The organism is Mycolicibacterium septicum DSM 44393, from assembly GCF_000455325.1.
Taxonomy (GTDB): Bacteria; Actinomycetota; Actinomycetes; order Mycobacteriales; family Mycobacteriaceae; genus Mycobacterium; species Mycobacterium septicum.
Window position 1 is genome coordinate 165,920 of sequence record NZ_HG322953.1, and the last position, 25,327, is coordinate 191,246.

At 66.8% G+C, this 25,327-nt stretch carries 18 protein-coding genes and 1 pseudogene; 11 read left to right on the forward strand and 8 right to left on the reverse strand.

The window, feature by feature from the left end; all coding sequences use genetic code 11:
- Window positions 1–16: 16 nt before the first annotated feature.
- The 3 genes from TX88_RS27750 to TX88_RS27760 all read right to left on the reverse strand — a co-directional run bounded on the left by TX88_RS27750 (window position 17) and on the right by TX88_RS27760 (window position 2,403).
- Complete coding sequence (locus tag TX88_RS27750) at window positions 17–463, reverse strand: Rv2576c family protein (RefSeq protein ID WP_044522384.1); 447 nt, start codon at window positions 461–463, stop codon at window positions 17–19.
- Between the two features lie 3 nt (window positions 464–466).
- Window positions 467–940, reverse strand: coding sequence for a hypothetical protein (locus TX88_RS27755; protein ID WP_044522389.1), 474 nt, complete (start codon window positions 938–940; stop codon window positions 467–469).
- Between the two features lie 170 nt (window positions 941–1,110).
- On the reverse strand, window positions 1,111–2,403 hold the full coding sequence (locus TX88_RS27760; RefSeq protein ID WP_044522390.1) for a cytochrome P450: 1,293 nt from the start codon (window positions 2,401–2,403) through the stop codon (window positions 1,111–1,113).
- 190 nt (window positions 2,404–2,593) lie between these two features.
- Here TX88_RS27760 and TX88_RS27765 point away from each other — a divergent pair, with 190 nt between their 5' ends.
- Window positions 2,594–3,199, forward strand: a complete 606-nt coding sequence (locus TX88_RS27765) for a TetR/AcrR family transcriptional regulator (protein ID WP_044522392.1) — start codon at window positions 2,594–2,596, stop codon at window positions 3,197–3,199.
- A gap of 78 nt (window positions 3,200–3,277) precedes the next feature.
- Here TX88_RS27765 and TX88_RS27770 read toward each other — a convergent pair whose 3' ends face one another.
- Window positions 3,278–4,423, reverse strand: a complete 1,146-nt coding sequence (locus TX88_RS27770) for a thiolase family protein (RefSeq protein WP_044522393.1) — start codon at window positions 4,421–4,423, stop codon at window positions 3,278–3,280.
- A gap of 13 nt (window positions 4,424–4,436) precedes the next feature.
- On the reverse strand, window positions 4,437–4,880 hold the full coding sequence (locus TX88_RS27775; protein ID WP_044522395.1) for a Zn-ribbon domain-containing OB-fold protein: 444 nt from the start codon (window positions 4,878–4,880) through the stop codon (window positions 4,437–4,439).
- Window positions 4,881–4,968: 88 nt separating this feature from the next.
- Between TX88_RS27775 and TX88_RS27780 the strand changes: the two genes are divergently transcribed.
- On the forward strand, window positions 4,969–5,496 hold the full coding sequence (locus tag TX88_RS27780; RefSeq protein ID WP_044522396.1) for a VOC family protein: 528 nt from the start codon (window positions 4,969–4,971) through the stop codon (window positions 5,494–5,496).
- 24 nt (window positions 5,497–5,520) lie between these two features.
- Here the strand turns inward: TX88_RS27780 and TX88_RS27785 are convergent, their stop codons facing one another.
- Complete coding sequence (locus TX88_RS27785; protein ID WP_044522398.1) at window positions 5,521–6,237, reverse strand: enoyl-CoA hydratase/isomerase family protein; 717 nt, start codon at window positions 6,235–6,237, stop codon at window positions 5,521–5,523.
- 58 nt (window positions 6,238–6,295) lie between these two features.
- On the opposite strand from TX88_RS27785, the gene TX88_RS27790 reads away from it, so the two are divergent.
- The 5 genes from TX88_RS27790 (at window position 6,296) to TX88_RS27810 (ending at window position 12,332) form a co-directional block, all read left to right on the forward strand.
- Window positions 6,296–7,867 carry an AMP-binding protein gene (locus TX88_RS27790; RefSeq protein ID WP_044522399.1) on the forward strand — a complete coding sequence of 524 codons (1,572 nt, stop codon included), beginning with the start codon at window positions 6,296–6,298 and terminating at the stop codon, window positions 7,865–7,867.
- A gap of 79 nt (window positions 7,868–7,946) precedes the next feature.
- Window positions 7,947–9,137: an amidohydrolase family protein gene (locus TX88_RS27795; RefSeq protein ID WP_044522401.1), complete on the forward strand. Its 1,191-nt coding sequence runs from the start codon at window positions 7,947–7,949 to the stop codon at window positions 9,135–9,137.
- Between the two features lie 11 nt (window positions 9,138–9,148).
- The gene (locus tag TX88_RS27800) at window positions 9,149–10,627 is read left to right on the forward strand and encodes a FadD3 family acyl-CoA ligase (protein ID WP_084622297.1); all 1,479 of its coding nucleotides are present in this window, start codon (window positions 9,149–9,151) and stop codon (window positions 10,625–10,627) included.
- A gap of 143 nt (window positions 10,628–10,770) precedes the next feature.
- Complete coding sequence (locus tag TX88_RS27805) at window positions 10,771–11,676, forward strand: Rv1363c family protein (protein ID WP_044522406.1); 906 nt, start codon at window positions 10,771–10,773, stop codon at window positions 11,674–11,676.
- Complete coding sequence (locus TX88_RS27810) at window positions 11,673–12,332, forward strand: twin-arginine translocation pathway signal (RefSeq protein WP_084622197.1); 660 nt, start codon at window positions 11,673–11,675, stop codon at window positions 12,330–12,332. The genes TX88_RS27805 and TX88_RS27810 overlap by 4 nt, the downstream gene beginning before the upstream one ends.
- A gap of 135 nt (window positions 12,333–12,467) precedes the next feature.
- Here the strand turns inward: TX88_RS27810 and TX88_RS27815 are convergent, their stop codons facing one another.
- Window positions 12,468–13,052, reverse strand: coding sequence for an AfsR/SARP family transcriptional regulator (locus TX88_RS27815; RefSeq protein WP_044522409.1), 585 nt, complete (start codon window positions 13,050–13,052; stop codon window positions 12,468–12,470).
- Between the two features lie 203 nt (window positions 13,053–13,255).
- Between TX88_RS27815 and TX88_RS27820 the strand changes: the two genes are divergently transcribed.
- Complete coding sequence (locus TX88_RS27820) at window positions 13,256–14,476, forward strand: low temperature requirement protein A (protein WP_044522411.1); 1,221 nt, start codon at window positions 13,256–13,258, stop codon at window positions 14,474–14,476.
- On the opposite strand, the gene TX88_RS27825 is transcribed toward TX88_RS27820, so the two are convergent.
- A complete protein-coding gene (locus TX88_RS27825) occupies window positions 14,461–15,729 on the reverse strand; it encodes an MFS transporter (RefSeq protein ID WP_044522413.1) in 1,269 nt (422 codons plus the stop codon). The two genes, TX88_RS27820 and TX88_RS27825, sit on opposite strands and share 16 nt — an antisense overlap.
- A 318-nt stretch (window positions 15,730–16,047) precedes the next feature.
- Here TX88_RS27825 and TX88_RS27830 point away from each other — a divergent pair, with 318 nt between their 5' ends.
- From TX88_RS27830 to TX88_RS27840, 3 genes and pseudogenes are all read left to right on the forward strand, one after another.
- Complete coding sequence (locus tag TX88_RS27830) at window positions 16,048–16,662, forward strand: MerR family transcriptional regulator (protein ID WP_044522416.1); 615 nt, start codon at window positions 16,048–16,050, stop codon at window positions 16,660–16,662.
- Between the two features lie 100 nt (window positions 16,663–16,762).
- Window positions 16,763–17,497 carry a DUF1906 domain-containing protein gene (locus tag TX88_RS27835; protein WP_044522420.1) on the forward strand — a complete coding sequence of 245 codons (735 nt, stop codon included), beginning with the start codon at window positions 16,763–16,765 and terminating at the stop codon, window positions 17,495–17,497.
- A gap of 520 nt (window positions 17,498–18,017) precedes the next feature.
- Window positions 18,018–25,327 (forward strand): annotated as a pseudogene (locus tag TX88_RS27840) (fatty acid synthase subunit beta domain-containing protein); the annotation flags it as partial.

The following is a 25,327-nucleotide window of genomic DNA, read 5'->3' on the forward strand; positions in this document are numbered from 1 at the left end:
GTTTCGGTTGTGGGGTCTACCAGTTCCGGATCGAACACAACGCGCCCTTGGGGCCGCTGTTGGTCTTGACCACCACGCCGTCGACCGCCAGCTTGCAGTTGAACCCAGGAGTCGGAAAATTGGGTGACTCACCGCTCTGCACCAGGACCATGGCCCACAGGTCGGGATCGGCGAGCATGGCGTCAAATACCCAGGGCTTGTCCGGTGCGATGTCCACATCGGCCCGCGGGCTGAATTCGTACGGATTGTGGCTGTAGTCCGAGAACTGCACCGGATCGGTGTCGCGATAGTAGATGTGAGCCCAGTACGGCGCATCGGCGGTCACCGTGTATTGCACGTGACGCAGCGGCGGACCGACCGGCTCCGGATCATCGGCGAATGCCGGTGCGGCCGTGGCGATTGCGCCGGCCGCCAGGGTAGCGGCCGTCGCGATGGTCAAAGCTCGGCTCGTCAGATGACGCATCGGTCACATCCTCGTCAGGGTGAACGGATAGGTGAAGGCGCCACCGGGGGCGCCGTCGCAGCCGGCATCGAACGAGGAGACCATCTCGCCCGCGAGTGTGTTGGCATCCCACGAGTAGACGTCGTGGGTCGGGATGGTCGGCCCGTAGTAGATGTCCCCGCACCGCAGGCCGAAGGGATCATCGACCGTCAAGGTATAGCGACCGTCGACCAGTCTCGCGTTGCCACGCCCAGAGAAAGCCTTGGCAACTGGTTGCGGGATGGCCACGATGGAAATGCAGTCGTGCTGCCGGACGTCGGAACCCGGGTCGCGGCACGGCGTGATCGCCGACCAGATCCAGGTGTGGAAATCCCTGCGATCGGGGATGTTGAGGCTGTAGTTGCCGAAGTACATGGCCTGCGACGGCGGTGCCAATGCGATCGCTGTCCCCAACCCGAGCGCGGCACTCATCGCCACACGGATCAAGCTGGACTTCACAGGCACACCTCCACGGATCGGCACTGGTCGGCTGACTATAGAACGAGATCAGGCTTCACCGTGCCGAAACCGGAATCTCGTCTTCGCCAGCGAGATTGTCATTCTCGCAATCGGAGAATAACAAATACGGCGAAGACGAGATCCGCGGATTCGTCTGTCGGTAGATCGGGTCAGCGCACGGGCTTGAACGTGATGTGCAGATCGGTCAGACCGCGCAGTATGAACGTCGGCTCGTAGTTGTAGCGACGATCGTCCGCGGGCCCGTGGAACTCCTCGTCGATGCCGATCTCGGCCATCCGGTCCAGGATCCGCTCGAGTGACACCCGGCCCTCGACGCGGGCCAGCGGGCCGCCCGGGCAGCTGTGCACACCGCGGCCGAATGCGATGTGCTCGCGGACGTTCTTGCGATCCAGGCTGAAGGTGTGCGGATCTTCGAAGCGGACCGGGTCGCGGTTGACCGCGCCGGGGCACACCATGAGCGTGGTGCCCGCAGGCACGTCGACGTCACCGAGCTTGGTGTCCTTCTTGGCCAACCGGAACTGGCTCTTGACCGGTGCGTCCATCCGCAGGGCTTCCTCGACGAAGGTCGGGATGCGGCTGCGGTCGTCGCGCAGGGCCTGCTGAATGTCCGGACGGTCGCCGAGCACCCGCAGCGATGCGGAGAGCAGCTTGGTGGTGGTCTCCTGCCCGGCGGCGAACAGGAAGGTCGCGGATCGAACCACCTCGATGACCGGCGGTACGGAACCGTCCGGGTAGTTCGCCGTGGCGAGCGCCGTCAGCACGTCGTCGCGGGGTTCTTTCCGACGGTCCTCGAGGTAGCCGATGAACTTCTCGTCGAGCCACTCCAGCGGATTGGAGGAAACGAGGTCGCCGTCGAGGGAGCCGACCTGAGCACCCGGCCGGGGTGCGCCCAGGACCGTCCGGAACTCCTCGTGGTCTTCTTCCGGCACGCCCAGCATGTCGGCGATCACCAGGAGCGAGAAGGGCTTCGCGTAGGCGCTGAGGAACTCACACTTGCCGTCGGCGATGAAATCGTCGAGGCACTGATCGGCCAGCCGCCACATGAAGTCTTCGTTCTCCTTCAACCGGCGCGGGGTCAGCAACCGGTTGAGCAGGGAACGGGCGTTGGTGTGGTCAGGTGGGTCCATCGTGACCATGTGTTCGAACATCGGCATCTGGGGCCGGTACTGCGCGATCTGCTCGGTGATGTCAGAACCCTCGGGGGTGAACGGCAGCGGCGGGAACGGGCCGGCCACGGCGACGCACGACGAGAACAGATCGGTGTCCTTGAGGACGGTGGTGGCTTCTTCGAACCCGGTGATCGCCAGGACGCCGTAGTTCGGTTCCTTCACGACCGGACACTTGCTGCGCAGGTGGTCGAAGTACGGGTGCGGGTCGGGAACCAGCGATTGGTCGGTGAAGTAGTCGACGGTGTCGTAGTTGGTCGTGCCGGAATCGCTCATGATGTGCGCTGCCTCCCGAAATCGATATGCGCTGCGGTGGTTTCGCGACGGGCTGCACCGCGCGAAGAATTATCGAAATTGCTGAGCACCTGCTTAGCATGGCAGTAGAGTCGTGGTCAAGATCACGTGGCTGTGCTGAAGTTACGATCAGCCAGACGTTGTCGGGGGCAAGTCGTGAGGAGGATCGGGTATGGCATCGGCGCGAAGGATCGGGGCGCCCGACGCGAAGAACCGAATCGTGCTGCTCGACGCTGCCGAGGCGCTGATGATCGAGGAGGGGTACGTCGCGGTCACGTCCCGGCGGGTGGCCGAGCGGGCCGGTCTCAAGCCCCAGTTGGTGCACTACTACTTCCGCACCATGGATGACCTGTTCCTGGCGGTGTTCGTGCGGCGGGCCGATGAGGGGTTGGCTGCGCAGGCCGAGGCTCTGAACTCGCCGCAGCCGCTGTGGGCACTGTGGCGGTTCGGCACCGACCCGAGCGCTACGCGCTTGACGATGGAGATGACGGGGCTTGCCAACCACCGACCGGCGCTGCGGGCCGAGATCGGCCGCTACGCGGAAATGTTCCGCGAGGCGGAAACCAAGGCGATCGACGGGGCGCTGCAGCGGTACGGCGTCGAAGCGTCCGAGGTGCCGCCGATCGTGTGGACCTTCATCGCGGCCAGTGTGTCGCGGGTGATGGTCATGGAGCAGGCGCTCGGAATGACGGCAGGTCATGCCGAGGTGCTGAAGTTCTGCGAGGACTGGCTGCGCCGTCTCGAAGGCGAACCGCAGCCGCTGGAACTGCCGGCCTGAAGCCTGACCCTGCGTGAGGCGTGAACGTCCCCCGAACCGATGGTTGCGGGGGACATTCACGTCTGGCCGCCAGACGGACTAGAGCGAGAGGATCGTTGCCGAGGCTGTGCCCGGCGCGCCGTAGACCTGAGCCAGGCCGACTCTGGGATTGCCCGGCACCTGGCGTTCGCCCGCCTCGCCACGCAGCTGTCTCACCAGCTCGTGCATCTGGCGAAGGCCCGAAGCCCCGATGGGCTCGCCGTTGGCGATCAGACCGCCGTCGGTATTGACCGGGATCGATCCGCCGATCTCGGTGGCGCCGTCGGCCAGCAGCTTCTCCTGCTCGCCATCGGCACACAACCCGGTCTCGGCCATGTGGATCACCTCGGCGCCGGCATCGGTGTCCTGCAGCTGGGCGATGTCCACGTCCTCGGGCCCGATGCCCGCGGCCTCATAGGCGGCCTTGGCTGCGTAGACCGTCGGTGAGGGATCCTCGTCGAGCGGAGCCGAGGTGCCGTGCACCTCGTACGCGCCGAACGTCCGGGTCCGGATCTCGCTGGCCCGTACGTACACCGGCTTGTCGGTGTATTTGTGCGCGATGTCCGCCCGGCACATGATCACCGCGGCCGCACCTTCGTCGGGTGCGCAGAACATGTACTGCCGCAGCGGGTAGTTCAGCACCGGGGAGGCCATGATCTCCTCGACCGAGATCTCCTTGCGCCGGAACGCATTCGGATTCTTCTCACCGTTGCGGAAGTTCTTGTTGGCCACCCGCGCCAGCGTCTCCTCGGAGATGTTGTGCTTGTGGATGTAATGGTTGGCCTTCATCCCGAAGAACTTGGTGGTGACGAACTGGCCGTTCTCGGCATACCACTGCGGCAGGGCGAGTTTGGCCGGGTCGTCGGTGAACGCGCCGCGCGGGTGCTTGTCCAGGCCGATCGCGATGCCGATGTCGTACTTGCCCAGCCGGATCGTGTCGGCGGTCTGCTGGATCGCGCTGGCCGCGGTGGCGCACGCGTTGAACACGTTGGTGAACGTGATGCCGGTCAGCCCGACCAGCCTGGTGACCGCGTCGGGATTCGACACCTCGTAGCTGCCGCCGAACCCGAACTGGATGTCCTTCCACTCCAGGCCCGCATCCTCGAGAGCGAATTGGATTGCCTCGGCGCCCATTTGCATCGCGGTCTTGTCGAATCGGCCGAACGGGTGAATGCCGACGCCGATGATCGCTACGTCATTGGTCATGTGCGCGGCCTCTCTAGACGGGCTGGAAGGCGAAGGTGACAATCTCGTTGCCGTCTTCGTCGGTGGTGAACGGGATCATGGTGAGTTCGACGTCCATGCCGAATTGCAGTTTGGCGGGGTCGTTTTCGGTGAGGCGGCCTTCGACGCGCAGGACCGGTCCGGTGTCGTCGGTGAGTTCGACGAGGCCGACGCCGAAGGGGACGAAGGCTTTTCCGGTGGGGCCTTTGTAGGGGGCGCCGGGTGGGAAGCCCTGGGTGGTCCAGGCGATGACGGTGCCGCGTCGGGGCAGCAGGGCTTGTTCGGTGTTGCCGCCGGAGCATTTGGGGCAGCGGGCCTGGGCGGGGAAGGTGGTGGCCGTGCAGTCGGTGCAGCGGCTGCCGATCAGCTGGGGTTCGGCGTCGGGCCACGTCGAGATCTCGGGCGCCAGAGCCTTCTGAGTTGACACGTCGCTGACGATAACTGGAAATGCAATTCTCGTCTAGTGAGAACCGGCTCTCGGTAGGCTCGCTGGTGCAGTTGAGACGGTATGGACGGATGGAGGCGGCGTGAGCGAGGTTCTACCGGGGGAAGTCCGTCAGATCGGGTACGTGGTCACCGATCTGGACGAGGCGATAGCGGGCTGGCTGAAGATGGGCGTCGGCCCGTGGTTCGTGATCCGCGACCTGCCGCAGCGGGTGACCTACCGCGGCGCGCCGTGCGAGGTGAAACTGTCCCTCGCGCTGTCCAACAGCGGTGACCTCCAGGTCGAGTTGATCCAGCAACTCGACGACACTCCCAGCATCTTCACCGAGTTCCTCGACGGCTCCGGCGCGGGAGGCTTTCACCAACTTGCCTACTGGGCAGACGATTTCGAAGCCGCGATGGCCACGCTCGGCGAGGCCGGCTGGCCCCGGGTGTGGTCGGGCGGGGAAGGGGAGGGAGTGCGTTTCGCCTACTTCGAACCGCCGGCGGGTGCCGCGATCGTCGAGATCATGGAGCTGACCGAGGCCTCGGCCGGCATGGCCGCGTATGTGCGCGCGCAGGCCGCCGGCTGGGACGGCGGCGATCCGGTCCGGGAGCTGGGCGGCGGCTGACGGCCGCCCAGCGACACCCGAGGCCTACTTTCCCTTGTTCATCACCTTGTCCGCGGCGGCCCAGTGCTCGTCGGAGCACCACAGCCGGGCGAAGGCCGCGACTGCCTCGGTGGTCGAAACCCCGTTGATCACCCGCTTGACCTCACCGGCCTGACGCCGGGCCAGAAGCTGCGCCGTCGACCGCCAGGTCTCGGCGAACTCGGCCCGGGGGACGACCTGGTCGATCAGACCGACCTGCTCCGCCTCGCGTGCGCCGAGGATGCGACCGGTTCCGGCCAGTAGCAGCGCCCGGCTGCGGCCGACCAGGGTGGCGAGCCGTTCGGCCCCGCCCCACGCGGGCATGATCGCCAGGGCGACCTGGTTGAACCCGATCTTGATGTCATCGGCGGCGATTCGGATGTCTGCCGCGACGGCGACCTCGGCCCCGCCGCCCAGGGCATGGCCGTTGAGCGCCGCGATGACCGGTCCGTCGAAACCCGCGATCCGGTCGCAGATCGTGCGCATCCGCCAAGCCATCTCGGACGCTTCGAGTTCGGTGCGCAGTGCTGCCAGTTCCTTCAGGTCGCCCCCGGAGACGAAGGCGCGGTCGCCGCCGCCGGTGATCACCAGGGCGGACGCGCCGGCGGCGCCATCCAGGGCCTTGTTCAGCGCATCCATGGTGTCCAGCGAGATGGCGTTGCGCGCCTGCGGGCGGTCGATCGTGATGACCGCCAGTTCGCCGTCGATTTCGAGGTCGACCATCAAACGTTCTCCAGTTCCGGGATTGGCATTCTCGTTTGATGAGAATAACATCACCGTTGTGCGCGACATCCCCGTTGAGCTGACCAAACGGTACGTCGAAGAAGGCTGGTGGCGGCCTGAAACCCTGGGCCAGATGCTGGCCGACGGTCTGGCCGCCAGTCCCGATGCCGGGTTCTACGTGCACTCCGCGACCCGTCCGTACCAGGGCACCTTCGGCGAGGTCGAGCGCACCGCGCGGCGCCTGGCCGCCGGGCTGCGCGATCGCGGGGTCGGGCCCGGTGACGTCGTGGCCCTGCAACTGCCGAACTGGATGGAGGCCGCGGCCGCGTTCTGGGCCTCGGCATTCCTCGGAGCCGTGACCGTGCCGATCGTGCACTTCTACGGACGCAAGGAACTCGGCCACATCATGGCCACGGCGAGGCCGAAGGTGTTCATCACCACCGAGCAGTTCGGCCGGATGAAGTTCGAGCCCGATCTGTGTGCCGACGTCCCGATCGTGGGTCTGGTCGGTGCCGATGAGCGCTCGCGCGAGGAGCGTCGGCACAGCTCTTTCGCCGACCTCCTCGCCGACGAGCCGATGAGGGGCACCCTGACCGCCGATCCGGCGGCGCCGGCGCTGATCGCCTTCACCTCCGGAACCACCCGCGAGCCCAAAGGTGTTGTCCACAGCCATCAGACGCTGGGCTTCGAAACCCGCCAGTTGCTGGAGAACTACCCGCCGGACCGGGGTCGTCAGCTCACCGCCACGCCCGTCGGGCACTTCATCGGCATGCTCGGCGCGTTCCTGATCCCGGTGCTGGAGGGTGCCCCGATCGACCTGTGCGACGTCTGGGATCCGGGCAAGGTGCTGGAGCTGATCGAGCGTGACGAACTGTCGATCGGTGGCGGGCCACCGTATTTCGTCACCAGCCTGATGGACCACCCGCAGTTCAGCGAACGCCATCTGGCCCGGTTCACCACCGTCGGACTGGGCGGCTCGACCGTGCCCGCAGCCGTCACCCGGCGACTGGCCGATCTGGGCCTGTTCGTCTTCCGTTCCTACGGCAGCACCGAACATCCGTCGATCACCGGATCCGGTGCAGGTGCGCCCGAGGCCAAGCGGCTGTACACCGACGGCAATGTGCGTCCGGGTGTGGAGATCCGGCTCGGGCCGGACGGGGAGATCTTCAGCCGTGGACCGGATCTGTGCCTCGGCTATACCGACGATGCCCTCACCGCAAAACATTTCGACTCCGACGGCTGGTATCGAACGGGCGACATCGGAGTGCTCGACGACGACGGGTACCTGACCATCACCGACCGGACCACCGACCTCATCATCCGGGGCGGCGAGAACATCAGCGCGCTGGAGGTGGAAGAGGTGCTGCTGGGCCTGCCCGATGTGATCGAGGCGATCGTGGTGGCCGCACCGGACGCGCGGCTGGGCGAGAGGGTGGCCGCGGTCCTTCGCGTGCGCGACGGCGGCACGATGCCCACCCTCGATCAGGTGCGGGCGCATTTCGAGTCCTGCGGGGTGGCCCGGCAGAAATGGCCGGAAGAGCTACATCAGGCCGAAGATTTTCCCCGCACGGCCAGCGGCAAGGTTCAGAAGTTCGTCATCCGTCAGGAGATTGCTGCAATCGCCCGGTGAGCAGCCCTCGGGCCGAGCTGGGCATTGCGGCAGCTATCAAGTGAGAATATGATTCTCTAGAATTGCAAAGGAGTTTTCCATGGGACAACTGTCGCATAGGGTCGACATTCCGTTTCCGCTGTTCGACGCGGACAACCACCTCTACGAGCCGCCGGAGGCGATGACCAAGTACCTCCCCAAGGAGTACAAGGACATCGTCCAGTACGTCGAGGTCAACGGCCGCACCAAGATCGCGATCGACGGCCACATCAGCAACTACATCCCGAACCCCACGTTCTCGCACGTCGCCAAGCCAGGCGCCTGGGAGGAGTACTTCAAGTTCGGCAACCCGGACGGCAAGAGCAAGCGCGAGCTGTTCGGTGAGCCGATGCGGTCCATCCCGGCGTTCTTCGAGCCGGAGCCGCGTCTGGAGCTGATGAACGAACTCGGCGTCGACCGCAGCCTGATGTTCCCGACGCTGGCCAGCCTCATCGAGGAGCGGCTGCGCGACAATCCGGTCGCCATCCACGTCATCGTCCACTCCCTCAACCAGTGGCTGGACGAGGTCTGGGGCTTCAACTACCGGAACCGCATCTTCACCACCCCGGTGATCACCCTGCCCATCGTCGAGAAGGCGATCGAAGAGCTGGAGTGGTGCGTCAAGCGCGGCGCCCGCGCCATCCTGGTCCGCCCGGCACCGGTGCCCGGCTTCCGTGGCCCGCGCTCGTTCGCGCTGCCCGAGTTCGACCCCTTCTGGGAGCGATGCGTCGAGTACGACGTGTTCGTCGGCATGCACTCCTCCGACAGCGGCTACTCGCGCTACACCTCGGAATGGGATGGCACGGTGCAGGAGATGCTGCCGTTCCAGACCAACGCGATGAACATCCTCAACGAGTGGCGCCCGATTCAGGATGCCGTCGGCTCTTGGGTGATCCACGGTGCACTGTTCCGCCATCCGAAGCTCAAGGTGGGCATCGTCGAAGCCGGCTCCAAGTGGATGTTCCCGCTCCTGGATTCCATGGCCGAGGTGTACAAGAAGGCACCAGAGGCCTTCCTGGGCAACCCGATCGAGGAGATCAAGAACCGCATCTACGTCAGCCCCTTCTACGAAGAGGGCATCGACGACCTGATCAACCTGATCGGCGTCGAACAGGTGCTGTACGGCTCCGACTGGCCGCACCCGGAGGGCCTGGCCGAACCGACCCACTACGTGACCGCGCTCGAGCACCTGGCCGTCGAGGATCAGGCCAAGATCATGGGCGGCAACCTGGGCCGCCTGGTCACGCTCTAAGGGGCCGACACATCAATCAGTGGCAGACCATCCCCGAGATGGTCTTGAGTGCAGCGGACCGTTTCGGCGATGCCGAGGCTGTCGTCGACGGTCCGCTGCGTCTGACCTTCACCCAACTCGCCGAGCGCATCCGCAAAGCCTCGGGTGCGTTCGCCGGGTTCGGCGTGGACAAGGGGGACCGGGTCGCGGTCTGGGCTCCCAATTCGGCCGAGTGGATCATCGCCGCATTCGGGATCATGGCCGCCGGCGGCGTCCTGGTCCCGGTCAACACGCGGTTCAAGGCCGAAGAGGCCGCCGACGTGGTGGTGCGCAGCGGCGCCAAGGCGGTGATGATCCAAAACGGTTTCCTCGGGCAGGATTTCACGTTCACCGAGGCTGATCTCGATGTTCCGACCATCGATCTCAAGTCGGACTTCCTGACTAGTGGAAGTCCGTTCACGCGTGATGTGGAGCCCGCCGACATCGCCGATGTCATCTTCACCTCGGGCACCACGGGCAGGCCCAAGGGCGCGATGATGAACCATCGCCAGACGCTGCGGGCCTACGAGGAGTGGGCCACCCTGGCGGATCTGCGCGAGGGTGATCGCTACCTGATGATCAACCCGTACTTCCACACCTTCGGGTTGAAGGCGGGGTTGGTGGCGTCCTTCCTGCGCGGTGCGACGATGCTGCCGGTGGCGGTGTTCGACGTCGACAATGTGGTGGAACTGATCGAGCGCGAACGCATCACGATGCTTCCGGGCCCGCCCACCCTCTACCACTCATTGCTGGCTGTCGCAGACCGTGACCGGCTGGCTACGCTGCGGGCGGGGGTGACGGGTGCCGCCGACATCCCGGTGGAACTGGTGCGTCGCATCCGCGAGGAGTTGCCGTTCCAGACGTTGATGACCGGCTACGGCCTCACGGAGGCGGGCAACGTCACGCTGTCACGGCCGGGTGACTCGGCCGAGGATGTGGCCACCACCGCCGGGCTTCCGTGCGAGGGGATCGACGTACGCATCGCCGAGGACACCGAGGTGCTGGTGCGCGGCTACAACGTGATGCAGGGCTACCTGGACGATCCGGCGGCCACCGCCGAGGCGATCGACGCCGACGGCTGGCTGCACACCGGAGATCTCGGCGAGTTCACCGAGTCCGGCAGGCTGCGGATCGTCGGACGTAAGAAAGACATGTTCATCGTCGGCGGCTTCAACGCCTACCCGGCCGAGATCGAGGGATTCCTGCTCGAGCATCCGGCGATTGCGCAGGTTGCCGTCATCGGTGTCGCCGACGAGCGGATGGGCCAGGTCGGCAAGGCGTTCGTGGTGCTGCGGGACGACCCCGGTGCCGCGCCCATCGCTGCCGAGGAATTGATCGCCTGGGGCCGCGAGCGCATGGCCGGCTACAAGGTGCCCCGCTATGTCGAGTTTCTCGACGAACTTCCACTCAATGCCACCGGCAAGGTGATGAAGAATGAGCTCGAGGCGCGGGTGACGGCGAGTCCGGGCTAAGTGCGCGCACAGCGCGTAAACATCATTTCCGCAGCTAAATGGCCATTTATGCGCCTGCTGTCGATGATGTACTCTCGGGTCACTACCGCAAACTGATAACGTAATTCTCGTTAAGCAGGCTGCTGAACGGACAGGAGGTCGGCATGCCGTCCCGCAAGCCTTCGTCGCCGGTACTCGATACTAGCGAAGATGACGCGTCACCGAGCGACGCACTGAAGTTGGCCGAACAGGCCGAAGCCGAGGCCGCAGAGGCCGAAGCCGTGGCTGCCGCCGCGCGGGCACGTGCTCGCGCCATCCGGCTGCGTAACGAGGCTGCGGCCGACAAGGACGACGTGGACGCGACCGCGGCGGATGACGTCGCCGACGAAGACGAAGCGCCGTCAACCGAGCCTGCCGACGACACCGATACCCCTGAGGTCACCGATACCACCGGCGTCGATGCCGAGTCAGAGGCCGTCGAAGCCGAACCGCTCGAAGAAGCCGAAGAATCAGGGCCGGAGGCCGAAGCCGAAGCCGAGGTCGGCGCGAGCAAGTCGTCGCGCCTGCCGCGGGTGCGGGTTTCGCGTCTGTTCTGGAAGGTCCTGGCGAGCTGCCTGACACTCATCGTCATCGCCGCGTTGCTCGGCGTCAGCGGCTGGATGATCTGGCACCACCGGCAGGCCGAGCATCGCCAGCAGTTGGCGGCCGAGTACACCGCGGCGGCCCGCCAAACCGTCGTGACCCTCATGTCCCTGGACTTCAACCACGCCCAAGATGCCGTCAAGAACATCCTCGACAACTCGACGGGCGAGTTCCGGGAGGACTTCGAGGCGCAGTCGAAGGACTTCGTCAAGCTGGCCCAGGACGCGAAGGTCGTGACCGAGGCGAACGTGACCGCCGCCGCCGTCGACACCATGAGCGACAACAACGCTGTCGTCCTGGTCGCCGTCAACACCCAGGTCACCAACACCACTGGTGCCAACAAGCAACCGCGTCCATGGCGGGTGGCCGTCGACATGGTCCGCGAAGGTGACCAGATCAAGCTGTCGAAAGTCGAGTTCGTGCCGTGACCCTGGACCAGGACATCAAAGAGACCGAGAAAGATACCGAGACGACCGTCGAGCCGGAAGACACCGCAGAAGCCGTCGAGGAGCAGGCCGCAACCGAGGCTGATCCGGCCGACGGCGACAGCGACAGCGACGCGGCTGCCGCTGAGCCGGCCCGCGGGTGGCGGCAGACGCTGACCAGGCTGTGGTTCCCGCTGGCTCTGGTGGTGGCGCTGATCGCGTCGGCGGCGCTGGCCGGGTGGCTGTACTTCGCGCAGTTCCGCGTCGACCAGCAGACCGGTGAGGCGGCGTCGGCGACGGTGCTCAAGGCAGCCGGCGAAGGCACCACGGCCCTGCTGACCTACGCGCCGGACAGTCTCGACCGAGATTTCTCCGCCGCCAAGTCGCACCTGACCGGAGACTTCCTGTCGTACTACACCCAGTTCACGCAGGAGATCGTCGCCCCGGCTGCCAAGCAGAAGTCGGTCAAGACCACTGCAGCAGTCGTACGCTCTGCCGTCTCGGAGATCCATCCGGATTCAGCGGTGGTGCTGGTGTTCGTCAACCAGGCCACCACCAGCGCCGAGAACCCGAACGGGAGCTTCGCGGCGAGCGCGGTCAAGGTGGGGATGAAGAAGCTCGACGGCAATTGGTTGATCTCGTCGTTCGACCCGGTGTAGCAGCGCCTTCAGCCGAACGGCGTCAGTCCTGAGCGTGCCGTTCGTACGCCCACCGCTCCAGCCATGTCTGGAGTTCGTGTACCGCCAATGCGGTGACCAGTGCGCTCATCACGACGAGGCAGAGCAGTAGAGCACTCATGGCAGGCACCCCGCGTTGTCGTTGTGGTGCCGGCCCCCGAGCGAGCCGGGACGGTGCGGTGCGCCAGGGCCTGCGTAGTGCGTTACCTGCCTCGGCGCGCTTTCGGGAATGTCCAGGACGGACCGCTTGACGGCCCGGCAGCGGTCGCGCTCAGCGACACACCAGGAGTCGGACCAGCCTTCGAGCAGGTCGCCGCTCCGAACCAGCCGGTGCAGGGCGGGATGGGTGAGCGCGGGTACGGATCGGCCGTCGATCACCGCCATGGCTTCGTGCTGTGCGAGCGCCTCGTGCCAGTCGACCTTCACCTCGGGCGCCAGGCTGACGTACTGGTGTCGCACGACCAGCAGGGTGTCGGCGCCCAGTGGTCGCAGTCGCCACAGCGCGGATCGCAGCGAGGACACCGCCTTGTGCGGCGGGCTGCCCGGCCACAGCAGGTCGCAGACCCAGCTGCGGTGCAGCTCGCGGCGCTTCACCGCGGCCAATGCCACCAACCGGCGGCATGACGGCGGTAGCACCACCGGCTCCGTGTCGCGGTAGACGGCGAACTCGCCGAGGAGGTTCAGCGTGAATTGCTTGGACACACGCTCATCCTCGAGCCTGGCTGCGACCCTGACATCAGTAGTGCACTACCTGTATTTGGCGCACATTTCTTCCACCACGCCGTAGGCAATCCGTGGTCCGGCGCCCCGATGCGATGGAATTGCGGTGAAATCTGGCGACGAAGGGACATATCAGTGTGAACGAGGACAGACCGAGTCCGGTTCAAACGCACCGGTTGAGCCGGATGGCCGGACGTGACCCGCACGAGCAGCACCGGGTCGCGACCCCGCTGGAATTGCTGTTCGACCTGACCTTTGTGATCGCCTTCGGGGTGGCGGCCGCGCAATTCGCGCATCTGATGGCCGAGGGTCACGTGTCGGCCGGGCTGGCGGGTTTCGGGTTCGCCGCGTTCGCGATCTGGTGGGCGTGGATGAACTTCACCTGGTTCGCGTCCGCCTACGACACCGACGACTGGATCTACCGGGTGATGACGATGCTGCAGATGGTCGGCGTCATCATCCTCGCGCTGGGCATTCCCCCGGTCTTCGCCTCGATCGAACACGGCGGGCACGTCGACAACGTGGTGATGGTGGCCGGCTATGTGGTGATGCGAATCGCGTTGGTGGGGCAGTGGTTGCGCGCTGCAGTGCAGGATCCGCCGCGTCGGCGGGCTTGTCTGACCTATGCGTCCGCGGTTGTGGTCGCCCAGATCGGATGGGTGGCGCAGATCTTCGTATCGACCTCGCTGACGGTCTTCTTCGTCACCGCCCTGGTGCTGATGGTCGTGGAGATCAGCGGACCGATCCTGGCCGAGCGGCTGATGGGTGGCACCCCGTGGCACGCCCACCATGTCGCCGAGCGCTACGGCCTGCTCGCGATCATCGCGTTGGGCGAAGGTGTGGTCGGCACGGTGGCGTCCCTGACCGCGGCGGTGGGGGAGCACGGCTGGACCACCGACGCCATCCTGCTCGTCGCCTCCGGAATCGGGCTCACCTTCGGGATGTGGTGGGTGTACTTCCTGGTGCCGGCCGGTGCATTGCTGCATGCCCAGCGCAGGCTCTCGTTCTGGTACGGATATCTGCACCTGGCGGTGTACGCGGCGATCGTGGCCACCGGCGCCGGATTACACGTGGCGGCCTATTACGTCGACGGTCAATCGAAACTGAATTCCGTCGACACCGTGCTGGCGGTGGCGATTCCGGTGGGCATCTACCTGGTGGCGATGTTCGTCATCTACTCACTTCTGGTCGGCGATTTCGATCTGATGCACGCACTGTTGCTGGTGCTGGCCGCGGCGGTGCTCGTGGCCGCGGTGGCGCTGGCGGCGGCCGGGACGTCGATGGCGGTGTGTCTTCTGGTCGTGACCGCGGCCCCGGTGGTGGTGGTCGTCGGGTTCGAGGCGGTCGGGCACCGGCACGCCGCCGAGATCGTCGGTCGACGTCTGGACGTTCACCGCCCGGGGTGAGTTTCGAAGCTCTCCAACAGCATTCGTTCCTGTTCGGCCGCCAGCAGCCGGCGGGTCTTGCTGCGGGTGATCAGGATTCCGATCGTGGCCAGGATCCACGCCACGTACTGCACTGACCACGCCAGGCGGAACGACGCGAACGAATAGCTGTCGGCGCCGGACAGGATCAGGCCCATGGCCTGCATCACCAGCAGTGCGGCCAGGAAGCCACCCATGTTCACCATGCCCTGGGCGGTGCCGAGAGTGTGGCTCGGGTTGAAGGTGCGCGCGAAGTCGAAGCCGACCATCGAACCGGGACCGCCGACCGAGATGACGACGATGAGTACCACCAACAACCACACCGGCGCCGGTCCGGGGAGGGCCAGCACCACGGTCCACACCACGGCGTTACTGGCGATGATCCACAGCACAAGACGCGACCTACGGTGCGGATGGCGGCCCGTGAACACGCCGATCATGATTCCGGCCGTGATGGCGGCCACCACCGAGACGGTCAGCAGGGACCCCGCGGCCGTCTCCGAAAGTCCCTGCGCCACGGTCAGATAAGGCACACCCCACATCAGTGCGAACACCGTGACCGAGAACTGGGTGCCCATATGGGTGAAGAATCCGAGCCTGGTGCCTGGCCGCAGCCAGACGGTCTTGATACGAGACAGCGTGGTGTGCAGGGAGATCGGCTCGGACGTCTTCGCCGAACCGTGTGGGGTGTTGCGGATCAGGGCCAGTGCCAACACGATCACGACGAGTCCGAACGCGGCGACCGACAGATATGCCGGTGTCCACCCTGAGCCGGTGAGGATCGCGAGGAACGGGACCGCGGACAGGACCTGACCGAGCTGGCCGCAGATTCCGGTCAACTGGGCCACCAACGGGACGCGAGCCGGCTCGAACCAGTACGGCACCAGGCGGAGAACCGAGATGAAGGTCAGGGCGTCGCCCAGGCCGACGATCGCCCGCGCGCCGATCGCCGCGGGCAGCGACTCGCTCAGTGCGAGGACGAGCTGGCCTGCGGTCATCAGCGCGGCACCGCAGACGATGAGCACACGGGAACCGAAGCGGTCCAACAGCAATCCGGCGGGAATCTGAGCCGCGGCGTACACGACCACCTGCAGCACGACGAACGTGGACAGCACACCCGGGCTCGCGGCAAATCTGTCCGCGGCCTGGAGACCCGAGACGCCGAGGGTTGTGCGGTCGAGGACGGCGATGATGTAGGCGAGTAGTCCGGTGGCCCAAACGATCCAGGGACGCACGCGGGCACCTTTCGCCAAATGTGTTTCTCGGGGCAGACGTACATGCTCTCGCACCGCGGGCGCCGAAGCGAACGGACTTCTTTGTGCCGGCTGTGAATTTGGTCGCCGTGCCGGCTTTCCCCCGATTCGCGGAGTTGGCTGAAAATGCAGCTTCGCGTAAGTCTTGTGACCAGTGTTGCGACATATGTGCTGATAATCGGCATGCTTGCGGAGTCCGGCGATGATCGATTCATCCAGGCGCAAATTCGCTCGCGGTATTAATCGGAGGGTAGGGTGTCGGCATGAATCGCTGTTCAAACCGACGCGGAGGACGTCGGCTTGGTTGAGTACCGTTTGGAAGACCTGGCGCGCATTTCCGGCGTCAGCGCTCGCAATATCCGCGCTTATCGTGAGCGCGGCCTCTTGGATTCGCCGCGGCGCGTCGGGCGCTCGGCGTACTACGACGAGCGACACCTGGCTCAATTGACGGCGATCAGCCAGCTACTCGCCAAGGGTTTCAACTCTGCGCACATCGCCGAGTTCTTCGCCGGCTTGCGCAGCGGCAAGGACCTGCCCGACACCTTGGGCATCCAGAGCTCGGGCTGGAGCCGGCCGAAAGTGCTGACCCTGAACGTGGATCCGGCCGATGACGACGTCCGCACACTCGTGGAGTTCGGGTTGGTGCGCATCGCCGAAGGGTCCGTGGAGGTGACCGACCCCGCGTTGGTCACGTTCCTCAGCGGTGCCGAGGATCAGCGGCTGTGCGTCCGGACCATGGCCGAGCTCGCCCGGTCGACCGACACGGCAATCGATCGGCTGGCCGAATCGACCGCCGCCGCAGTCGCCGAACATGAAGGCGCGCCCTCCGACGACCGTCTGCGTGAGCTGACCCGGGCCGTTGTGTCGGCGGGGGTGGACCGGGCCCTGCGGGCGGGGTTGACCCCGGCCGATTGAGCCCTGCTCGAGCGCCGAACGGTGCGGATGTGAATCTGGATATGTCTGTGACCAGTGGCGTTGAAGTGAATATTGAGGTACGTGTCGTAATCTGAGGCACGTGTCGATATCCCGACGCGAACTGCTCAAATACGCGGCCGCTGCACCCGCTCTGATCGGACTGGGTACGGGCCTGGCATCCGTCGGCGCCGGTGTGACCGCGTCACCGGCCGGGGCCGCACCGCTCGGCGTGCTGCTCGATTACGCCGCCGGTGTCATCCCTGCTGCTGATATCCGCACGTCAGGTGCCATCGGGGCAATTCGCTACGTCTCGGACCGCCGGCCCGGAGGTGCTTGGATGCTCGGTAAGCCGATTCAGTTGCCCGAAACCCGTGATCTGTACCAGAACGGCCTGAAGATCGTTTCCTGCTATCAGTACGGCAAGGAGCACACCGCCGACTGGCTGGGCGGGCAGAACGCCGGGATTCAGCACGCCAAGCGCGGCTGGCAATTGCACTCATCGGCGGGCGGTTCGGTGGGCGCCCCGATCTATGCGTCGATCGACGACGATCCGAGCTTCGAGCAGTACAAACAGCAGGTGGCGCCGTATCTGCGCGGCTGGGAGGCCGTTCTCGGGCATCAACGGGTCGGTGTGTACGCCAACTCCAAGACGATCGAATGGGCTGTGCAGGACGGGCTCGGCTCGTACTTCTGGCAGCACAACTGGGGCTCGCCGGGGCGGGTCGCCCATCCCGCGGCACACCTTCATCAGGTCGAGATCGACCAGCGCAATGTCGGTGGTATCGGGGTGGACGTCAACCACATCCTCAAGCCTCGATTCGGCCAGTGGGACTGAATAGTTACCGACGAGTAAGATATTCCAGCAAACTTTTCGCTCGGACGCGCCGGATTCGCTAGACAGAATCGGCCTGATTGTCTGCTGGATCGCGGCCACTTCGAGGCCTCCGATGTGGCGGAAAATTTAGATAACGATTCGATAACAATACTGCCTTGATCTGCGCAGTTATGGCTACTCGACCGTAACCACCTGCCAGCAGGACGTTTGTCCCGAATGGCTTTGGCCGCCGGTCGGTGGCGCGTTACGTTACCGGCGGTTACCCATGCGTAGAACTCGCCAGTAACCAATCTGGGCGGAAAAAGCCCGTCTGCTCTTATGACACTCTTAGTACGGCGGGAATGTGAGTGACACCGTCCGGAGAGCTCCGGCGGCCTGCGTTCCAGCCTGATTCGACGCTGAATCGCCGTTGGCCTGTCGCCCGGGCAGCCACACCGCCCCAGACATGCAGACAGATACCTAACACCGCACGCGACAGCCACACGCGACAACACCAGAGCAGCACGAGGAGATAGCGCCAGTGACGATCTACGAACACGACCGGGTGTCCGCCGGTCGCAACGACGACTCAGGATCCGACGGTCGGCAGGCTGACTCCACCCACGCACTCGTCGACCGGCTGAGCGCCGGAGAGCCCTACGCCGTGGCCTTCGGTGGCCAGGGCAGCGCCTGGCTGGAGACCCTTGAGGAATTGGTGTCCTCGGCCGGTATCGAGGCCGAACTGGCGACCCTGGCCGGCGAGGCCGAGTTGCTGCTCGAGCCGGTTGCCTCCGAGCTCGTCGTGGTGCGGCCGATCGGGTTCGAGCCGCTGCAGTGGGTCCGCGCGCTGGCCGCCGAGGAGCCGGTGCCGTCCGACAAGCAGCTGACGTCGGCCGCCGTCTCGGTTCCGGGTGTCCTGCTCACCCAGATCGCCGCAGGGCGTGCACTGGCCCGTCAGGGCATGGACCTCACCGCCACCCCGCCGGTGGCCGTCGCCGGGCATTCCCAGGGCGTGCTGGCCGTCGAGGCCCTGGCCGCCAAGGGGACCAAGGATGTGCAGCTGCTGGCGCTGGCGCAGCTGATCGGCGCGGCAGGCACCCTGGTGGCCCGTCGCCGCGGGATCACCGTGCTGGGCGACCGCCCGCCGATGGTGTCGGTCACCAACGCCGAGCCCGAGCGCATCTACGAACTGCTCGAAGAGTTCAGCCAGGACGTTCGCACCGTGCTGCCCCCGGTGCTCTCCATCCGCAACGGCCGTCGCTCCGTTGTGATCACCGGCACACCCGAGCAGCTGTCGCGATTCGAGCTCTACTGCAACCAGATCGCTGAGAAGGAAGAGGCCGAGCGCAAGAGCAAAGTCCGCGGCGGTGCGGTCTTCGCCCCGGTCTTCGACCCGGTGCAGGTCGAGGTCGGTTTCCACACCCCGCGCCTGGCCGACGGCGTCGACATCGTCGCCCGTTGGGCCGAGGCCGTCGGAATCGACGTCAAGCTCGCCCGCGAGATGACCGAGGCCATCCTCGTCAGCCAGGTCGACTGGGTCGACGAGATCACCGAACTGCACGAGGCCGGCGCCCGCTGGATTCTCGACCTCGGCCCCGGCGACATCCTGACCCGCCTGACCGCCCCGGTGGTGCGCGGCCTGGGCATCGGGATCGTGCCCGCGGCGACCCGCGGTGGCCAGCGCAACCTGTTCACCATCGGCGCGGTGCCCGAGGTGGCCCGCCCGTGGTCGAGCTATGCCCCGACCGTGGTGAGCCTGCCCGACGGATCGGTCAAACTCTCCACCAAGTTCACCCGGCTCACCGGACGCTCGCCGATCCTGCTGGCGGGTATGACGCCCACCACAGTGGACGCCAAGATCGTGGCGGCCGCAGCAAACGCGGGTCACTGGGCCGAACTCGCCGGTGGCGGGCAGGTCACCGAGCCGATCTTCAACGATCGCATCGCCGAGTTGGGCGAGCTGCTGGAGCCCGGCCGGGCGATCCAGTTCAACACGCTGTTCCTCGATCCGTACCTCTGGAAGCTGCAGGTCGGCGGCAAGCGGCTGGTGCAGCGCGCCCGTCAGTCCGGTGCGCCGATCGACGGCGTCGTGGTCAGCGCCGGCATCCCGGACCTGGAAGAGGCCGTCGAGCTGATCGGCGAGCTCAATGACCTCGGCATCAGCCACGTGGTGTTCAAGCCGGGCACCGTCGAGCAGATCCGCTCGGTCATCCGCATCGCGGCCGAGGTGCCCACCAAGCCGGTGATCGTCCACATCGAGGGCGGCCGCGCGGGTGGCCACCACTCGTGGGAGGACCTCGACGACCTGCTGCTCGCCACCTACTCCGAGCTGCGCAGCCGGTCCAACATCACCATCTGCGTCGGCGGTGGCATCGGCACCCCCGAGCGGTCCGCCGATTACCTGTCCGGCCGCTGGTCGGCCACCCACGGCTACCCGCTGATGCCGATCGACGGCATCCTGGTCGGCACCGCCGCCATGGCCGCTCTCGAGGCCACCACGAGCCCGCAGGTCAAGCAGCTGCTGGTCGACACCAAGGGCACCGAGGCATGGGTGGGTGCGGGCAAGGCCTCGGGCGGCATGGCGTCCGGACGCAGCCAGCTCGGCGCCGACATCCACGAGATCGACAACACCGCGTCGCGCTGCGGCCGGCTGCTCGACGAGGTGGCCGGTGACGTCGAAGCGGTGGCCGCGCGCCGCGACGAGATCATCGCCGCGATGGCCGACACCGCCAAGCCGTACTTCGGCGATGTCGCCGACATGACCTACCTGCAGTGGCTGCGCCGCTACCTCGAACTGTCGATCGGCGAGGGCAACAGCACCGCCGACACCAAGCGTGACGACTCGCCGTGGCTGGACGTCACCTGGCGCGACCGCTTCGAGCAGATGCTCAAGCGCGCCGAAGCACGTTTGCACGCACAGGATTTCGGTCCGATCGAGACGCTGTTCGACGCCTCCGGCGACGGCGAGGCGCTGCTGGAGGACCCGAAGGCCGCGCTGGCCGCGCTGGTCTCGGCCTACCCGGACGCCGCTTCGGTGCAGCTGCACCCGGCTGATGTGCCGTTCTTCGTCGAGCTGTGCAAGACGCTGGGCAAGCCGGTCAACTTCGTCCCGGTGATCGACAAGGACGTGCGCCGGTGGTGGCGCAGCGACTCGCTGTGGCAGGCCCACGATGCGCGCTACGCCGCCGATCAGGTGTGCGTCATCCCCGGCACCGCCGCGGTCGCCGGCATCACCCGGGTCGACGAGCCCGTCGGTGAACTGCTGGACCGCTTCGAGCAGGCCGCCGTCGACGAGGTGCTGGCCGCAGGTGCCCAGCCGCAGGCCGTGCTGTCGCGCCGTCAGGGCCGTGGCGATGTGGCCGGTCCGCTGGCCGTGCTGCTCGACGCCCCCGACGTGTTGTGGGCCGGTCGCACCTCGGTCAACCCGGTGCACCGGATCGCCCCGCCCTCGGAGTGGCAGGTCCGCGAGGGATCTCAAAACCGTTCTGCCACACACCCCTCCACGGGTGCGCGGCTTGAGGTCGCCGACGATCAGCACGTGGTGCTGTCGGTGCCGCTGTCGGGAACCTGGATCGACATCCGGTTCACCCTGACCGAGGCCATCCGCAGCGGTGGTGCTCCGGTCGTCGAGGTCGCCGATGCCGCGACCGCGATGCGTTCGGTGCTCGCCATCGCCGCCGGCGTGGACGGACCCGACGCACTGCCTCCCGTGGTCGACGGGACCGCCAAGGTCACCGTCACCTGGAACCCCGAGCAGGTCGCCGATCACACCGGCGTCACCGCCACCTTCGGTGCGCCGCTGGCGCCGACGCTGACCGTCGTTCCGGACGCCCTGGTCGGCCGGTGCTGGCCCGCGGTGTTCGCCGCGATCGGTTCCGCCGCCACCGACTCCGGCTTCCCGGTCGTCGAAGGTCTGCTGAGCCTGGTGCACCTGGACCACGCCGCGCACCTGCTGGCCGCGCTGCCGACCGAGCCCGCCGAATTGACCGTCACCGCAACGGCTTCGGCTGCTCATGACACCGAAGTTGGCCGCGTTGTGCCGGTTTCGGTGACCGTGTCCAGTGCCGATGGCACCGAGCTGGCCAAGCTTGAGGAGCGGTTCGCGATCCGCGGCCGCACCGGCGAGGCCGAGCTGACCGACCCGGTCCGGGCCGGCGGCGCGATCTCGGACAACGCCACCGACACCCCGCGTCGTCGCCGCCGCGACGTCACGATCGGTGCGCCCGTGGACATGCGGCCGTTCGCCGTGGTGTCCGGTGACCACAACCCGATCCACACCGACCGGGCCGCCGCGCTGCTGGCCGGTCTGGAATCGCCGATCGTGCATGGCATGTGGCTGTCGGCCGCTGCGCAGCACGTCGTCACCGCCACCGACGGCAAGCCGATTCCGCCGGCCAACCTGGTCGGCTGGACCGCGCGCTTCCTGGGCATGGTCAAGCCGGGCGACGAGGTCGACTTCCGCGTCGACCGGGTCGGAATCGACGTCGGCGCAGAGGTTGTCGAGGTTCAGGCCCGCATCGGCTCCGACCTGGTGATGGCCGCCACCGCGCGACTCGCGGCGCCCAAGACCGTCTACGCGTTCCCCGGCCAGGGCATCCAGTCCAAGGGCATGGGCATGGAGGTCCGGGCCCGGTCCAAGGCCGCCCGCAAGGTGTGGGACAAGGCCGACAAGTTCACCCGCGACACGCTGGGCTTCTCGGTGCTGCACGTGGTCCGCGACAACCCGACGTCGCTGATCGCCTCCGGTGTGCACTACGAGCACCCCGAGGGTGTGCTGTACCTGACCCAGTTCACCCAGGTCGCGATGGCCACGACGGCTGCCGCCCAGGTTGCCGAGATGCGTGAGCAGGGTGCGTTCGTCGAGGGCGCGATCGCCTGCGGTCACTCCGTCGGTGAGTACACCGCGCTGGCCTGCGTGTCCGGTGTGATCGAGCTCGAAGGTCTGCTGGAGGCGGTGTTCCACCGCGGCTCCAAGATGCACGACATCGTGCCGCGCGACGAGCGAGGCCGCTCCAACTACCGGCTGGCCGCGATCCGGCCGTCGCAGATCGACCTCGCCGACGAGGACGTCGAGGACTTCGTCGCCGAGATCGCCGAGCGCACAGGTGAATTCCTGCAGATCGTGAACTTCAACCTGCGCGGTTCGCAGTACGCGATCGCCGGCACCGTGCGCGGTCTGGAGGCGCTGGAGGAAGAGGTCGAGCGTCGCCGCGAGATCAGCGGCGGCAAGCGGTCGTTCATCCTGGTGCCCGGCATCGACGTGCCGTTCCACTCCAGCGTGCTGCGGGTGGGCGTGGACGACTTCCGGCGCAGCCTGGAGCGCGTCCTGCCGCGCGACCGCGACCCGGAGCTGGTCGTCGGCCGCTACATCCCGAACCTGGTGCCCCGGCCGTTCACGCTGGACCGCGATTTCATCCAGGAGATCCGCGATCTGGTGCCGGCCGAGCCGCTCGACGAGATCCTCGCCGACTACGACACCTGGCGTAACGAGCGCCCGATCGAGTTGTGCCGCAAGGTCGTCATCGAGCTGCTGGCCTGGCAGTTCGCCAGCCCGGTGCGCTGGATCGAGACGCAGGATCTGCTGTTCATCGAAGAGGCCGCGGGAGGCCTCGGCGTCGAGCGGTTCGTCGAGATCGGCGTGAAGAACGCGCCGACGGTCGCGGGCCTGGCCACCAACACGCTGAAGCTGCCGGAGTACGCCCACAGCACCGTCGAGGTGCTCAACGCCGAGCGCGATGCCGCGGTGCTGTTCGCCAGCGACACCGATCCGGAGCCGGAGCCGGAGGCTGAAGAAGCCGCCCCGGCCGCGGAATCCTCGGCCGCGCCTGCCGCCGAGGCAGCCCCGGCACCGGCGGCCGCCCCGGCTGCCCCGTCGGGCGGACCCCGTCCCGAGGACATCGGATTCGACGCAGCCGATGCCACTGTCGGCCTGATCGCCTTGAGCGCCAAGATGCGCATCGACCAGATCGAGGGGCTGGACTCCATCGAGTCCATCACCGACGGTGCGTCCTCGCGCCGTAACCAGCTGCTGGTCGACTTGGGCTCCGAGCTGAACCTGGGTGCCATCGACGGTGCCGCCGAGGCGGATCTGGGCGCGCTCAAGGGACAGGTCAGCAAGCTGGCCCGCACCTACAAGCCGTTCGGCCCGGTGCTCTCCGACGCCATCAACGATCAGCTGCGCACCGTGTTCGGCCCGTCGGGCAAGCGCCCGGCCTACATCGCCGAGCGTGTCACCAAGACCTGGGAGCTGGGTCCGGGCTGGGCCAAGCACGTCACCGTCGAGGTGGCGCTGGGCACCCGCGAGGGCAGCAGCGTTCGTGGCGGCGATCTGGGTGGTCTGCACCCGGGCGCGCTGGCGAGTGCCGCTGACGTCGACAAGGTCATCGATGCCGCGGTGGTCGCGGTGGGTGCCCGCCAGGGTGTGCCGGTGAGCCTGCCCTCGGCCGGCGGTGCCGGAGGCGGCGGCGTGGTGGATTCGGCCGCGCTGACCGAGTTCGCCGAGAAGGTCACCGGTCCCGACGGCGTGCTGGCCTCGGCTGCCCGCACGATTCTGGGTCAGCTCGGTTTGGATGCTCCCGCGAGTGCCCCCGAGGCTGCGACCGACGCCGAGCTGATCGACCTGGTCACCACCGAACTCGGTTCGGACTGGCCGCGATTGGTGGCTCCGGCGTTCGACGCCAAGAAGGCCGTCGTGTTCGACGACCGCTGGGCCAGCGCCCGTGAGGACCTGGTCAAGCTGTGGCTGGCAGACGAGGGCGAGATCGACGCCGAGTGGCCGCGCCTGTCGGAGCGCTTCGAGGGCGCCGGACATGTCGTTGCCACCCAGGCGAATTGGTGGCAGGGCAAGGCGCTGGCTGCCGGCCGCACCATCCACGCGTCGCTGTTCGGTCGCATCGCGGCCGGTGCGGAGAACCCGGGCAAGGGCCGCTACAGCGACGAGGTCGCGGTGGTGACCGGTGCGTCGAAGGGCTCGATCGCCTCGTCGGTCGTCGGGCAGCTGCTCGACGGCGGCGCGACCGTCGTCGCCACCACCTCGCGTCTGGACGACGACCGGTTGGCGTTCTACAAGGAGCTCTACCGCGAGAACGCCCGCTTCGGTGCCACCCTGTGGGTGGTCCCGGCCAACATGGCGTCCTACGCCGACATCGACAAGCTGGTCGAGTGGGTCGGTAGCGAGCAGATCGAAAGCCTTGGGCCGCAATCGATCCACCTCAAGGATGCGCAGACCCCGACGCTGCTGTTCCCGTTCGCCGCACCGCGTGTGGCCGGGGATCTGTCGGAGGCGGGTTCGCGCTCCGAGATGGAGATGAAGGTGCTGCTGTGGGCCGTGCAGCGGCTCATCGGCGGACTGTCGACGATCGGTGCCGAGCGCGACATCGCCTCGCGGCTGCACGTCGTGCTGCCGGGCTCGCCAAACCGCGGCATGTTCGGCGGCGACGGCGCCTACGGCGAATCCAAGTCCGCACTCGACGCGCTGGTGAACCGCTGGAGTGCGGAAGCTTCGTGGGCCGACCGGGTCAGCCTGGCGCATGCGCTGATCGGCTGGACCAAGGGCACCGGGCTGATGGGGCACAACGATGCCATCGTCAGCGCGGTCGAGGAGGCAGGCGTCACCACCTACAGCACCGCGGAGATGGCAGCCATGCTGCTGAACCTGTGCACGGTGGACGCCAAGGTGGCCGCGGCGAACGCCCCGGTCAAGGCGGACCTGACCGGCGGACTCGGCGACATCAAGATCGACATGGCCGAGCTGGCTGCCAAGGCTCGCGAGGACATGGCAAGTGCCGCAGGCGAATCCGAGGACGACGAGGACGAAGGTGCGATTGCCGCGCTGCCGTCCCCGCCGCGTGG

What these genes read in the sequence shown, in the direction of transcription:
- TX88_RS27785 (WP_044522398.1), bottom strand. Translation starts at nt 6,237, where the DNA reads ATGGTCGACCTCGAAATCGACGGCGAACTGGCGGTCATCACGATCGAC.
- TX88_RS27805 (WP_044522406.1), top strand. Translation starts at nt 10,771, where the DNA reads ATGCCGTCCCGCAAGCCTTCGTCGCCGGTACTCGATACTAGCGAAGAT.
- TX88_RS27750 (WP_044522384.1), bottom strand. Translation starts at nt 463, where the DNA reads ATGCGTCATCTGACGAGCCGAGCTTTGACCATCGCGACGGCCGCTACC.
- TX88_RS27765 (WP_044522392.1), top strand. Translation starts at nt 2,594, where the DNA reads ATGGCATCGGCGCGAAGGATCGGGGCGCCCGACGCGAAGAACCGAATC.
- TX88_RS27820 (WP_044522411.1), top strand. Translation starts at nt 13,256, where the DNA reads ATGGCCGGACGTGACCCGCACGAGCAGCACCGGGTCGCGACCCCGCTG.
- TX88_RS27770 (WP_044522393.1), bottom strand. Translation starts at nt 4,423, where the DNA reads ATGACCAATGACGTAGCGATCATCGGCGTCGGCATTCACCCGTTCGGC.
- TX88_RS27760 (WP_044522390.1), bottom strand. Translation starts at nt 2,403, where the DNA reads ATGAGCGATTCCGGCACGACCAACTACGACACCGTCGACTACTTCACC.
- TX88_RS27795 (WP_044522401.1), top strand. Translation starts at nt 7,947, where the DNA reads ATGGGACAACTGTCGCATAGGGTCGACATTCCGTTTCCGCTGTTCGAC.